The organism is Bacillus sp. HMSC036E02 (assembly GCF_001836235.1).
Classification (GTDB): domain Bacteria; phylum Bacillota; class Bacilli; order Bacillales; family Bacillaceae_G; genus Bacillus_A; species Bacillus_A cereus.
Map to the genome: position 1 here is coordinate 37,301 of NZ_KV827802.1, position 13,326 is coordinate 50,626.

Below are 13,326 nucleotides of genomic sequence, written 5' to 3' on the forward strand. Positions count from 1 at the left end.
TATGGCAATTATTATTAATATTGATGTAATGTTAGCAAAAAGAAAAATGAGTGTAACAGAACTTTCGGAGAAGGTTGGAATTACAATGGCTAACCTTTCTATCTTGAAAAATGGAAAAGCAAAAGCAGTCCGTTTTTCAACTTTAGAAGCAATATGTAAAGCATTAGAATGCCAACCGGGGGATATTTTAGAATATCAACCTGAAGATACCGAGTAAAAAGAGTCCTTCATATGAGTAATGGGTTCAGTGTAGGAAGAGAAAAATGCTAATAACCATTAGGAATAACAAACTAAAACGCTCAGAAGATATTCAGAGCGTTTTTATTTCCTTCTTCAACTAAAGCACCAGTTAGTGTAAAAAGCTATTTCACCATTTGTATGGCTAACTTATCTTTTAACATTGACCTATATGAGTCAATTTCATATTTTGTATTATTGATTTTTTCTTTTTTCATTTTTAACATATCGAATATTTCTAATTCTAAATTCCTTCTAGCTTCAAGAACTTTTATCGCTCCTTCTACACCTGAATGGTTATGTTCTTTCCCATAGCCTTGGTTAGTGTAATAGTCAATAATTCCTGTGGACCATTCTGGAGTTCTTTCTTTTAACGCCTTCCTAAATGAAAATTCAAGATTATCTTGTTCTATATACAATAACATTGGATTTAAATTCTCTATGATTTTTGCAACTTTCATTACATAATTTATTATTTTTTCTTGTTGTTCACCATATTTAATCATCCCAATAGTTAATGGATTTTGTATGAAACAACATTCAAAGATATAAACCTTATTGTCTTCTAGAGCGGTTTCAGCAAAGTCATTCCATTTGTCAGCAATTAATTCAACATTTTTATCGAATGGTAATTCGTATATATCATTTTTTAAAATAATGTTAAATAATTCGTCCGAAAACTGGTCACCAAACTCATTTTTTATCTTTCTGTATGGTAATAAATAATTGCTTCCTTTTTTTAGAACTTTCTTAAGGAGCACTTCTTTAAAATCCCCACTGTTAGATAATAATCTATCGAACTCAAATTTATTAAAACAAGATACACCATCATAGTCGGCTGGGTGGTTCAAATTTCCTTCTAAAAATAGTTCAACCTCAATTTTATTTTGGCTTAGAATTTCATTTATTAGCTTTGCAGTGGTTGATTTTCCAAATCCAGGTAACCCTTCTACTATTATTAGTTTTGTATTCATAGTTATAAATGCCTTCCTTCAAAGTATTTAACTAAGATTAAAAAAATCACTTACTCCACTGCAATCACCCCTTCAAAATATGATATTTACCATTTCCTTTGAAAAAACCTTCTTAAAGTAACCTGACTGTTAGTTTAAGAACATTTTTTCATAATCTCTACAACTATTTTAACATAAATTTTCCATTTATCTTTTTATTTAGAACACTATTTAACTATATAAAAGTGCTTAAACACTATAATAACAATAAAAAAAGGGTGCTAAATCATATGTGATTTACATCCCTAATTTGTGTGTTATTTTATATTTTCTCTCCCGTAACTGAACCCGATATCATACGAGAAGGACTCTTTTTATTACACATTACGGCGCAAAACTAATTTGACCAGTAAACAATAGGATAATTGCTATGATCCAAAATATAAAAAATGATGAGGACAGTATTAATGAAAGAATAGCAATTCCCTTCTTCTCTGTTCTTTTCGTCATTGTGATTATTGAAAGCATGATACCTACACCTGTCAGGGCAATTGTAATATAATCCCCAACTATATTACCTGCATTGGCTATCCTTGTTGGCGTTATAAAAACGAATAGAAAACACAAAATGCCGATGAGTAAAGATGCATAGCTTATTATACTGTACTTCTTTTTAGGAACTATTTCAGTTTTCATACTAACCCCACCCCTTCTATATAGCTATGAGTTCATATTAACATGAATAACCATAATTTAGTTAAAATAAACTGGCCACTTCCTTAATAAAGATGGACGATTATCCTTTAATCTCTAGTAATTATTATATACAGAAAATAAAGTGAAACTTTAATCAGTGGAGGTTTTGTTCACCCTCCACTGATTATTAGTTGAAGCAATCAGGCTGCCCGTTAATGCGGAATAAAATGAAAGAGTTCTAAAAAATAAAGACTGTACCTTTAAAATAAAAGATTCAGTCTTTATTAATAACTTCTTTTATAAAGAAAACTCTCTATCACTCACTACCTTAAAAACTCCGAGTAATGTGATAAAGAATAATCCGCTACATCACAATTACCTTGAAACATACATGTTGAAATACCTAATTCTTTTGCAGGTAATAAATCTAATTCTCTATCTCCAATAGCTAAATCAATATTATGCTTTTTATGTAAATGATTATAAGCTAAAGAGTTGGGCTTTCGGGGAAAGCCATCGTCAATTGTAACCATATCTACAAAGTATTTTTCCCAGCCGTAATATTTTAAAATGTCCATAACTCCTGCCCTATGTTTATGGGTCATAATCACATTTTTATCTGCAAATTTCAAAACCTCTTCGACACCTGCAAAAGGTTTCATATCTTTTGGCGTGAATTTTCCCTTCAAAACTTTAATCTTTTCTTCCTGCTCGCATGAAATATTATAATACTGAATTGCATGAGAGTATGATATTTTTAAGTTGTTGTATATTTCTTGTTTTTCTACTAAGTCACCTAATATTTCAGAAAGCATCATTGTATATGCAGGATACGTATCAAATAACGTCCCATCAAAATCCCATAAAATATTCATTCTATTCACCTTCTATTTTCAAATCATTGGATGACTAAATCCGCCCTATCCCTCGGCAATTCCGTTTCTAAGTAATAATCCTCTGCTTTCCAATACCTGTTTTCAAATTTTGAAAGGTTTTTCTGTGTCTCCTCACTCTCACGTAGAAACCTTGTCTCTCTTGGACAGTCCAAATAGACCATATAATGAAAGAAATCTCTCCATTCTTTTCGCTGCAGAAAAACTCCTTCAATAACAATTACCCCTACAATAGGAATCTGTACTTTTTCCATTTCACATATATCTGTTTCTTCATGAAAGAAAGGTAATTTCAATTTTGTTTCATGTTGTAGCTTTTGAAAAAATTTCTGCCTTAGCCATTCAATGTCCCATTGTAAATAATAATACTCGTACCATTCTTCATATCCAGTATGATATCGTTTATTACGCTCCACTATGTGATCATCAATATGGAAAATATGAAACGGAATGCCTTCTTGTTTCATATTTTCTTTTAAATTGGCTACGAATGTTGTTTTTCCAGATCGACTTAAACCATCTATACCTAAAATGAATCTATTTTCCCTATGCTTCTTCATAATCGTTATAAGTTCGTTTGTACTCATTACTTCTTCCACTCTTCTTTTAATAAAGAATATAAAATAGTATCATGAGCAACTCCATTTTGAATCATATGTTTTCGAAGTAATCCTTCTTCTTGAAATCCTGCTTTACTTAATAATTTTTGAGAAGCTTTATTTTCTACATATACAACAGCAGCAACTCTAATAAGTTGCAATGTTTCAAACCCGTAAGTTAAAATTGCCTGTAACGCTTCCGTTGCATACCCTTGTCCCCAATATGTATCGTCTAATTCATAACCAATTTCAGCTCGTTTATGATGATTATTAATTAAATGAAATCCGCACGTTCCGATTAATTGGCCCGTCCCTTTTTTCTCGATTCCCCAGCGAAATACACTGCCCTCTTCATAACGATTTTTAAACGTTTGAATCGTTGTTTTCGCTTGCTCAATATTTTCAAAAGAATCCATTCCGAAATAACGTATAACTGATTCTTTCGAGAAATATTGGAACAGCGTTTCTGCATCTAATAGTGTAAGTTCTCTTAGTCGTAAACGTTCTGTTTCTAGTTTCGGAAATCCCATCTCTCTTTCTCCCTCTATTCTAATGAACTGCAAATTTCAATATAATTTCCATCTGGATCAGCAATGTAGGCAATTGTTTGTCCCCACGGTTTTACAATAGGTTCAACTAAAATCTTGATTCCTTGTTCTCTAAATTGCTCAATCGTTTCTTGTACATTCTCAACAACGAATCCTAATTCGAAATGAGAAGACTGTAATTCACCTTCTGTAAGCGGTAGTCCTGTTAATTCTTTCACATCTTGCCGCGTATTCATCGCTAAAATGGTAGTTCCAGTATTAAATTCAATATATGTTCCGTGCTCTGCTTTTATAGGTAACTGTAAAATATCTTTATAGAACCTTAAACATGCCTCAAACTTTTCTACATATAAAATGATGTACTTCATTTTCAAATTCATTTTACATCCCCCTTTATATCCATCCCTAAAATTTCGACAAATGTCTCATAAAAACCTTGTTTCTTATAGTAACGAGCACAAAAAAATGAGGCCGATTTCTCGGCCCCCCAGCTTATTGGCATAAAACAGGAGATTTGGTTTGGACATAACCAGTTCGTACTTTTATTATATTTTATTTTTTCTGAATTTTAAATACATTAAACACCTATTTATATTGAGAAAGTTTTTTGCTTGCATAAAATTAAAGATTTTAAGAAATGATACAAATGGAGGTGTATACATATGGAACCAATGCTATGTCCAAGTTGTAAAACAAACCGTACCCGCTTTAATATTCTTGAGCAACAAGTAAAACCAGTCAAATTAAATCCACAAACTGGTCAAGTAGAAGAAGAATACACAAATGAAACGATGAATGCTTTTCATATGGCCTATCAAGGACCTACATACCGTGTCCAATGCGCTGTATGTGGGCTTGTTGAAAACCCAGAACAATTTATTAAACCTGCTCAAAATCAGTCTTTCTAATAAAAACATGATTATCCCTTATAGAAATAGATTTTTCTATAAGGGATTTTTTCGTTTAATAAGTTAATTAAAAATGGATTTCTTCCTTATTATATGTTAAACTTCGCACTATTTTGCTAATATTCAAAAAAGGGCAATACATCAAGTAATATTAATATTTAGGATTTCGGATCATTTTAACTAGTGGTTTATTATTAAGAATCATTTCTTATTCATTTATGATTTTTATTTGGTTATAAGATTTTAATACTTAACTAGTAGTTCTACACCTTAATTGCATAGTTTTTATTATGTAAAAAAGAGTGAGCAAATTACGTTTATATAGAAACAAAAGAAGTTGATCTCGGTTTTCCCTCTCATCAACTTCTTTTAAACTCCACTCTTTATTATAATATTTCACTTTTTAATTTTTTGATTTTCCAAGAGAGTCTTATAAAAAAGTACATCCACATACAACCTGAAAGACCTGTCGTAACTTTCGCCCACATTGGCAATCTTGATTCCATCGGGCTTAAAAATAGGTTATACATTGATGGTAATATACTTGCTGATATAATAACAAGGAATAGCAATAATTCATTTAGTTTTTGTATCCTCGTCTCTTTTTCTGAGTAAATATCAGGCAATTCATTAACCTCTTCTACCTCTTTACAAAAATAATTCCATCTTGTGAAACTTGTTACGCGTTTCCAACCTGACATTTCGTATATTTCGAAATACTCTTGTTGTTGTTCTTTCGAATCTCTATAAACCAATCTAAAATCAGCTTTGTATATTACATCTTTTGGCTCAGTTTTCTGAAACGTATACATTAAATTATATTTTTGTAATGCCCAACCTTGCTGATGCATCTTTCGTAAAAAAGCTTCTTCTTTTTCTAAATTCCATGCCGTAAAAAATTTAAATACCCTTTTTGTCTCCATCTTCCATTCACTCCCCTAATATACTATTTCCATTCCTTACAGATCTCTGCAATCTGTTATATTCTAGCTCTAACACTTCTCTCCCAAACGCCGTTAACTCATAGCACTTCTTTCTATCTGTAGAGGCAACTTCAACAATTAATTTTTCTTTAAGTAATTTCGTCGTATTCCCGTATAAAGTACCAGGACCGAGCTTTACTTCCCCATTTGTCATCTCTTCTACCATTTGCATAATTCCATATCCGTGCATTGGTTTCACTAGTGATAACAATATGTAATATGTCGCCTCAGTTAACGGAATATATTTTTGCGCCTTCCCATTCATTATAACTACCTCCGATACATCGCCTTATGATATATCGACTTACGATACATCGTATATCGATATTGTATAATCATATTCCAAAATATGCAAGAGTAATTTAATAATTAAATATCCATTTCTTTGAATTAAAAAACCATACAAATTTTCTGAATAATTTGTTAAAATATAGAAATATTAGCTCTTTTATAATGAAAGGAATGGTACATATGATAAATAAATTGAAAGAAAACATCGGATCTGTGTTTGTTGGGAAAGAAAATGTTATTGATCTACTGCTCGTTTCACTTCTTGCTGATGGACATGCACTACTCGAAGACGTGCCTGGTACTGGGAAAACGTTACTGGCGAAAACCATTTCCAAAAGTATTGGTGGTAGTTTTTCTCGCGTTCAGTTCACCCCCGATGTACTTCCAAGTGATATAACAGGTATTGAATACTTCAACCCAAAAACAAGCGAATTCGAATTAAGAATTGGACCAGTTATGACAAACATTTTGCTGGCAGATGAAATTAACCGTGCAATGCCGAGAACGCAGTCGAGTTTGTTAGAAGCGATGGAAGAACGACAAGTGACGCTCGAAAAACAATCTACGCCTCTGCCGAAACCGTTCTTTGTTATTGCGACGCAAAACCCAATTGAATCACAAGGGACTTTCCCTCTTCCAGATGCACAGCTTGATCGCTTTTTAATGACGATTTCAATCGGTTATCCTACTCCTGAAGATGAGCTACAAATGATGCGACGTTTTCGGAACGATTTACCATTAGAAAGTGTCACATCTGTCATCTCATTAGAAGATATTTTAGAATCTCAAAAACGAGTAAAAGAAATATTTGTTTCGGAACCGTTAGAACATTACATTATTAAACTTGCTCATGCTACAAGAAATCATGATTATATCGCTAACGGTGTAAGCCCACGTGCCACATTAGCTTTAGTACGTGCTGTTCAAGCTTTAGCCTTTTTACATGGGAGAGAATATTGCACACCAGAAGATATACAATTGTTAGTTCCTTCTGTTTGGAATCACCGTATCGTCTTATCAATGGAAGGTGCCCTGCGTACGACAAAAAATGATATTATGAAAAGTATTTTAAAAGAAGTTGACGTACCTGTGGAGATTGAGCAAGCATGAATGGACAGCGTGTTGTAACTGTGCCTTTATTTTTTCAACTCCATATTATTCAACTAACCGTTCCAATCGCGTTACTTTTCACATTCTTTTTCCCGCAACGAATGCTTATGTTTCTCTTTTTCTTCTATTATATATTTGCGATTTTTATTTATAAATATGTCGCTTTCATAGAGAAGAAGTTTCAAATCATAAATGAGAAACAAACTACACGGCTTTTTCCTGAGGAATCTGGACAGTTTTTTATTCATTTAAAAAATGGAGCCAGCATACCGCTCGTTAATGGTGTTTGTTACTTTCATTTAAATTCGTCCCTTATACCGCATAAAGAGCAAGGCATTGAACAAATATCAAAAACATTATTCTCTTTCCCATTTTCACAACCTGCACATTCGGCACAAAAATGGGGTTTAACATTAACCGCAACGAAGCGTGGTGTGTTTCAAATTGAACAGTTTGAATGTGTATTAAAAGATCCATTTCATCTATTAACTGTACATTTACCTGTTTTTGATAAATTAAGGACTGAAATTATTGTGTATCCTTCTCCTAAAGAAGTAGCAGGTTTGCAAGAACTTCAGCAACTTTTGAATGGATTTTATCGAACGAATTTTTCTTTTTACAATGATGAAACATCTATTATCGGTGTAAAGCGATATGAGCGTGAGTCTTTCCGCTCTATTCATTGGAAGGCATCTGCTAAAATGCAACAATTACAAGCGAAGCAATATGAACCTGTAAAAAATTATAGTTGGACGATTTGTCTTTCTTTAGCTGCCGATCGTGGATTTGGTTGGAAAGATAATGTAGAAGAACTTATTTCATATGCAACATACATTTTCCAGTACACAACGAAGCACCAAATTCCGTTTGAATTGTTTATTAGTGTATTAGCAGAAGGCGGTGCATTACATGTACCGTTAAATGAAGGACAAACACAATATGCAAAAGCTTTAGAAGAATTAGCCCGTATTTCAGATGATAGTACGTTACTTCCGAAACAAGGATTCCTTCATTATGTAAAGAGAAAGAGAGAACGATCGTCTACAATGATATACATTGGTTTACAAAGAAATGAACTCCCTCTTCTCTCGCAGCCAACGTTTCTCATTACTAGTGAAGGGATGGTGGAACCAGTTGAAAACTTGGCTATATCACATTCATGATTTCATTCTGCTCCTCCTGCTTTCATTATTAACAGAAAGAGATGAACTAATTAGTATTGCAATATTTTTAACAACAGGCTATATTGGAGTATTTCTTATTCATAAATTTATGCAGAAAAAAACAACAGGATTTGTAATACTTTTAGTTCTTCAAATCGTTCTTTTCTCTTTATTTTTACCTTTTTCTCTTTTTGGCACAATCATATTACCACTATTTTTCTTTATCGTACATGTGGTCGGACCTGGATATCCAGTTCAAAAATCTTTAGGTGGTATTGTATGGTTTGTCGTTTCAGCTATATTTTATGCACCCTTTCCACCGTTGTGGAAACTATTAATGTTAGCCTTGCATCTTATGATTACATTTTGGTTAACCGGGGCAAATCGCAAACAACAACTATTACGTTTTGCTTCTATCATTACGATTGGCTTAATGAGTATATTAATTGTTCAAGTATTTCCTTTCATTCGACTTATTTTTGGTTTTATAACGGAAGTAGTCGCATTAGGCGTCGGCTATGCTTTAATGCCATTAATTAAAGCAGCGGAATTAAAAGATACTGAAGATGTTTGGGCAAATAAAGGACATCTCTTAAAACCCAAAATTGAAGACGGAAAAAAATTTCCTGATTTTGATCCAATACTCATAAATAGCGCTACAATAATAGTCTGTACAGCTATCGCTATTTACGTCGTTTGGAAAATAGTAAAAAAACGAAAACATTTAAGTTTACCAAATATGCCCGCCTTCGAATCTACTATCATTACTGATAAAGAAGGAATGAGCCAAAATCGTTTTAAACGAAATAAACCGCCGCATAACGAAATTCGGAAGGAAATTTTCAAGCTAGAGAGTAAGTTAACCCCTCCTTTAAATAGAAAACGGGGAGAAACTGTTGAGGCTTGGCTAGAAAGAATAAATGATAAAGAAGATGTAAATATTCAAAGTGATATTATTATAGATGCTTATAACACGGTGCGTTATTCAAATGGTAAAAGCATTGTACTTCTGCATGAATTTAAGGAAGAGGTTCATAAGCTTTATGCCTATCAGAAAAGTTTGAAGAAACGAAAGAAATAACGTAACAAAAAGACTCCTATATTCATAGGAGTCTTTTTATACTTCTACGTTGCTTTTTAAATGGAAGCATTCTTCCCTGCTTCAATTTCTAATGACTCTTCATGCCACCAAAGTGTTTCTTCAGGGTCTTCTTTAGCGATTAGGTGTGCTTCTTTTTTCGTTTCTACTGTAGGATATGAACCTTTTAGCGCACGCCCTGAAGTCGTAACGAATAGTACACTAAATACAACTAATCCAATAATACTTACACCTGCTAAATAAAATGCCGGTGCGAGCGGGTTACCAGTTGCATGAACTAAGTATGAACATACGAGCGGTGTTGTTCCACCGAATATCGATACAGAAATATTAAATGAGATCGAAAGTGCTCGATAACGTACATCAGTGAAAAAGAGTGATGGTAATAATGAAGGTAATGTTCCTTCATATACACTTAAGAAGAAACCTAGTACGAAAATACCTGCAAATATAGCTGCAATATGTCCGTTACCTATTAGTAAAAATGCTGGAATTGCAAATACAGTTAAACCAAGTAAACCAATTTGCACAACGCGTTTATTACCAATTTTATCACTTAATTTACCGAAATATAGTGCTAGTGGAATCATAAGTGCCATCGTAATAGAAATAATTAATAAGCCTGTTGTTTCTTCGACTTTAAGTACTTGAGTTAGATAAGAAGGAATATACGAAAGAATCATATAATTTGTAATATTAAAGAAGGCGACAATTACTGTGCTTAATAAGAAGTCTTTTTTGTGATATTTAATAATATCCATAAATGAAAATTGTTCATTGTCTTCAGATTCCTCTTGTGCTTTTTCCATCTCTTCAAAGATTGGAGATTCATCTAGATGACGGCGTAAGTATAAACCGACCAAACCAATTGGTGCAGCTATTAAGAACGGAATACGCCATCCCCAGCTGAGCATTTGCTCATCTGTTAACAATAACGTCAAAATGGTAACAATTACCGATGCAGCAATGTAACCTGAGAGTGTTCCAATTTCAAGACCACTACCGAGTATACCACGCTTTTTATCTGGAGAAGATTCTGCGATATAAACCATTGCTCCTGAATATTCGCCGCCTGTAGAGAAGCCTTGAATCATTCGGGCAACTAAAAGTAGTATTGGTGCCCATACACCAATTTGTTCATAGGTTGGTAGTAATGCGATGAATAATGTAGAAAGTGCCATTAAAATAATAGTAGTACTTAACACGATTTTTCGGCCGTACTTATCTCCTATTCTACCAAAGAATACACCTCCGATTGGTCGAACGAGAAAGGCTGCTGCAAATGTACCGAATGTAAGTACAAGTTGCAATCCACTATTATCAACACCTGAGAAGAATAATTGACTTAAAATTACCGCTAAATACGCGTATAATCCGAAGTCAAACCACTCCATTGCGTTCCCTATACCAGTAGCAATTACTGCTTTCCTGGCTTGTTTAGGATTGACAATATTAACGTCTTGAGGTTCAAAATTTAAATCATTATTTTGTTGCATATAATAAAACAGCTCCTTATTTAATTTAACTTCTTTAAGCACACCTTCTCTTATTGAATAAAATTAATTCGAAGCACTTAAGGAAAAACAACGTCTCCTTATCTGTTATTATTATTTCACATAATTAATTATTTGTCCAATTAAATGCTCTTTTTATATAAAATTAAACCCTGTTTAACTTGTTATAAAATGACGTTTAGCTTATATAATATATACCTTTACACTACAAATGAAACTTTCATTTATTTATATTTATAACGTTTCTATAATTGCTTCCTCTAACTTAGAAATCAGTAACTTTTACTTAAGATTTGCATATATTTAAAAAGTGAACTCATTAACTCGAATTCTGTTTTATTACATTTAACTATAATATTATTATAGTTTTAAAGGAGGCTCTTTTATGTTGGAAATAATACTTTTACTTACTACTGTTTCTTTTCTCTTCATTATTTCTGGATTTTTCATTACCTTAAAACAATATAAAGAAATAAAAAATATAAAGACTATATTAACTACAAAAAAAGAAAATGAGAAAACTTCATCCGAAAACTCAATCCCTATGCAATTAGACCTTAGCGTTCTCAATAATTTACTCGTGTCTGGAATAAATAAAGGTTCCAATTCAAGTAATGAAAATTCTAAGTCTGATAAAACTAAATAGTCGTTACGTATATAATAAAATATATATCTCCTATTTTATCTAACCTTATTAATAACTACCTCTGATTAAAAAGGAGACTACTTATGTGTAAAAATCCGATTTCTATTATTATTCGTATACAGCATAACATAAAAGTTTTACCTGAAATTTTGAAAGCCTGTGAACAACTACAGCCTTTAGAAATTATCCTTACTATTAACGGATGTATCGATGATTCCATTGATATTGCACAATCTTACAATTGTAAAATTATCACATTAGAAGAACCGACAGAATCAAATAATTGTTATGTAATTGGTGCCAAAAAAGCAAAAGGTAAGTACCTCTTATTTTTAGATGCAAATTACAATATCCCCCCTTCCTTACTTAAACAATTTCTTCAACCATTACTAGATAAATCAGCTGACTTAGTATTAAACAATTTAGATGATTTTTTTTATCAAAAGCAAAAGCCAACTATAGAAATGATTTGGCAGCAAGTTACGAATCATTTCTTTCATCGTCCAGATTTACATGTTAACTCACTATTATTTCCTCCCTACGCGGTAACAAAGGAAATTCTTGAAGCAATTACTCCAGAAAGTTTATTAAATCCGATATTAGCACAAATGAAAATTATTAAAAATAATTTTCGCATTAGCAATCATTTTAAAATTTCTATACCGCAAATTCCCTCCTTCCCCTCAAAACAACTCATTCGTTATCACCTAGAAGCAATTGAAAATTGGGTAAATATATTACAAGATTCAAGAGGAAACTATACTGATAATAATCGAAGGCGGGATATTATTTTAGAACTTCAAAACGGCGAACAAAGAGCTATATCCAAAATAATTACAGGTAAAGAGTTTTATTCAAATACTTATGGAAATAAACAATTATCCATCATTATCCCTGTTCAAAATGAAGAAAAAACGATAGAATCTATCATTTTTGAGGTGCAGAAATTAAAACCTTTAGAAATCATCATTATTGTTAATGGATCAACAGATAAAACAGAGGAATTGGCGAAGAATTGCGGTGCAACAGTTATTACTTACAAAGAAGCACTCGGCATTGATACCGGACGTGCCGTTGGTGCATATTTTGCAAAAGGTGATATATTATTATTTATTGATGGTGATTTCTTAATTCCTAGTTCTGATTTATTACCATTTGTACAATCTGTTCAAAATGGAACCGATTTAGCTTTAAATAAATTAGAGCACTACTACATGTATCGTGTTCCTTATACTATCGTAACTGCATGTAAGCATGTTGTTAATTTAGCATGTAATCGAAAAGATTTAGGTATGGGCTCCACAACTGCTGTCCCTCATGCTTTTAGTCGAAAATGCATTGATACAATTGGGTTTGCTTCTCTTCTTTCACCAACCTTAAGTCAAGTTAAAACAATTTTAGCAGGATTGCATGTACAAAATGTTCATTCTATCGACGTTGACAAGATAAATCGAGTTCGACCAGAAAAACACTTCTCGCAGGAAGGCTACCTTTCATTAGCAACGCAACAAATCATTGGTGATCATATAGAAGCAATTTCTTACCTCATCGAACAAAAAAGAAACACTGAATGCTTTTAATTGTATATTCTTACCACCAAATAATATATGAATTTATTTTAAATATATAGCAAAATAAAAAAGATGGTTGTAACCATCTTTTTTATTTTCACATTAGATCAAAAGA

General features: G+C 32.5%; 15 protein-coding genes and 1 pseudogene. 7 read left to right on the forward strand and 9 right to left on the reverse strand.

From position 1 onward, the window contains the following. The first annotated feature begins 1 nt into the window (after position 1). The gene (locus HMPREF2590_RS01170; protein ID WP_000974619.1) at positions 2–217 is read left to right on the forward strand and encodes a helix-turn-helix domain-containing protein; all 216 of its coding nucleotides are present in this window, start codon (positions 2–4) and stop codon (positions 215–217) included. A gap of 145 nt (positions 218–362) precedes the next feature. Here the strand turns inward: HMPREF2590_RS01170 and HMPREF2590_RS01175 are convergent, their stop codons facing one another. The 6 genes and pseudogenes from HMPREF2590_RS01175 to HMPREF2590_RS01200 all read right to left on the reverse strand — a co-directional run bounded on the left by HMPREF2590_RS01175 (position 363) and on the right by HMPREF2590_RS01200 (position 4,306). Further along, on the reverse strand, positions 363–1,211 hold the full coding sequence (locus HMPREF2590_RS01175) for a P-loop NTPase family protein (RefSeq protein ID WP_050821919.1): 849 nt from the start codon (positions 1,209–1,211) through the stop codon (positions 363–365). 363 nt (positions 1,212–1,574) lie between these two features. Beyond that, positions 1,575–1,886 carry a hypothetical protein gene (locus HMPREF2590_RS01180; RefSeq protein ID WP_000845547.1) on the reverse strand — a complete coding sequence of 104 codons (312 nt, stop codon included), beginning with the start codon at positions 1,884–1,886 and terminating at the stop codon, positions 1,575–1,577. A gap of 297 nt (positions 1,887–2,183) precedes the next feature. Next, positions 2,184–2,761, reverse strand: a pseudogene (locus HMPREF2590_RS01185) (HAD-IA family hydrolase). A 23-nt stretch (positions 2,762–2,784) separates the two neighbouring features. Beyond that, a complete protein-coding gene (locus HMPREF2590_RS01190) occupies positions 2,785–3,366 on the reverse strand; it encodes a kinase (protein ID WP_000106112.1) in 582 nt (193 codons plus the stop codon). After that, complete coding sequence (locus HMPREF2590_RS01195; RefSeq protein WP_000506676.1) at positions 3,366–3,908, reverse strand: GNAT family N-acetyltransferase; 543 nt, start codon at positions 3,906–3,908, stop codon at positions 3,366–3,368. The genes HMPREF2590_RS01190 and HMPREF2590_RS01195 overlap by 1 nt, the downstream gene beginning before the upstream one ends. A gap of 14 nt (positions 3,909–3,922) precedes the next feature. After that, positions 3,923–4,306, reverse strand: coding sequence for a VOC family protein (locus tag HMPREF2590_RS01200; protein ID WP_001049847.1), 384 nt, complete (start codon positions 4,304–4,306; stop codon positions 3,923–3,925). 282 nt (positions 4,307–4,588) lie between these two features. Between HMPREF2590_RS01200 and HMPREF2590_RS01205 the strand changes: the two genes are divergently transcribed. Further along, positions 4,589–4,834, forward strand: coding sequence for a hypothetical protein (locus HMPREF2590_RS01205; RefSeq protein WP_000433609.1), 246 nt, complete (start codon positions 4,589–4,591; stop codon positions 4,832–4,834). A 386-nt stretch (positions 4,835–5,220) separates the two neighbouring features. Here the strand turns inward: HMPREF2590_RS01205 and HMPREF2590_RS01210 are convergent, their stop codons facing one another. Together HMPREF2590_RS01210 and HMPREF2590_RS01215 are read right to left on the reverse strand one after the other, a co-directional pair. Continuing rightward, a complete protein-coding gene (locus HMPREF2590_RS01210) occupies positions 5,221–5,757 on the reverse strand; it encodes a DUF2812 domain-containing protein (RefSeq protein ID WP_000448684.1) in 537 nt (178 codons plus the stop codon). A 7-nt stretch (positions 5,758–5,764) separates the two neighbouring features. Continuing rightward, the gene (locus HMPREF2590_RS01215) at positions 5,765–6,082 is read right to left on the reverse strand and encodes a PadR family transcriptional regulator (protein WP_001013433.1); all 318 of its coding nucleotides are present in this window, start codon (positions 6,080–6,082) and stop codon (positions 5,765–5,767) included. 206 nt (positions 6,083–6,288) lie between these two features. Between HMPREF2590_RS01215 and HMPREF2590_RS01220 the strand changes: the two genes are divergently transcribed. From HMPREF2590_RS01220 to HMPREF2590_RS01230, 3 genes are read left to right on the forward strand one after another with little or no spacing between them, the layout of a single operon-like run. Beyond that, positions 6,289–7,218, forward strand: coding sequence for an AAA family ATPase (locus tag HMPREF2590_RS01220; RefSeq protein ID WP_000608776.1), 930 nt, complete (start codon positions 6,289–6,291; stop codon positions 7,216–7,218). Then, positions 7,215–8,381 carry a DUF58 domain-containing protein gene (locus HMPREF2590_RS01225; protein WP_001014391.1) on the forward strand — a complete coding sequence of 389 codons (1,167 nt, stop codon included), beginning with the start codon at positions 7,215–7,217 and terminating at the stop codon, positions 8,379–8,381. Before HMPREF2590_RS01220 ends, HMPREF2590_RS01225 begins: the two co-directional genes overlap by 4 nt. After that, positions 8,353–9,462, forward strand: a complete 1,110-nt coding sequence (locus HMPREF2590_RS01230; protein WP_000860483.1) for a DUF4018 domain-containing protein — start codon at positions 8,353–8,355, stop codon at positions 9,460–9,462. Before HMPREF2590_RS01225 ends, HMPREF2590_RS01230 begins: the two co-directional genes overlap by 29 nt. Before the next feature lie 56 nt (positions 9,463–9,518). On the opposite strand, the gene HMPREF2590_RS01235 is transcribed toward HMPREF2590_RS01230, so the two are convergent. Continuing rightward, positions 9,519–10,976 (reverse strand): MFS transporter, encoded by a 1,458-nt coding sequence (locus tag HMPREF2590_RS01235; protein ID WP_001186925.1) that lies wholly within the window; start codon positions 10,974–10,976, stop codon positions 9,519–9,521. 403 nt (positions 10,977–11,379) lie between these two features. Between HMPREF2590_RS01235 and HMPREF2590_RS01240 the strand changes: the two genes are divergently transcribed. After that, a complete protein-coding gene (locus HMPREF2590_RS01240) occupies positions 11,380–11,640 on the forward strand; it encodes a hypothetical protein (RefSeq protein WP_070861275.1) in 261 nt (86 codons plus the stop codon). An 83-nt stretch (positions 11,641–11,723) separates the two neighbouring features. After that, positions 11,724–13,220: a glycosyltransferase family 2 protein gene (locus tag HMPREF2590_RS01245; RefSeq protein ID WP_000335248.1), complete on the forward strand. Its 1,497-nt coding sequence runs from the start codon at positions 11,724–11,726 to the stop codon at positions 13,218–13,220. Positions 13,221–13,326: the final 106 nt, after the last annotated feature.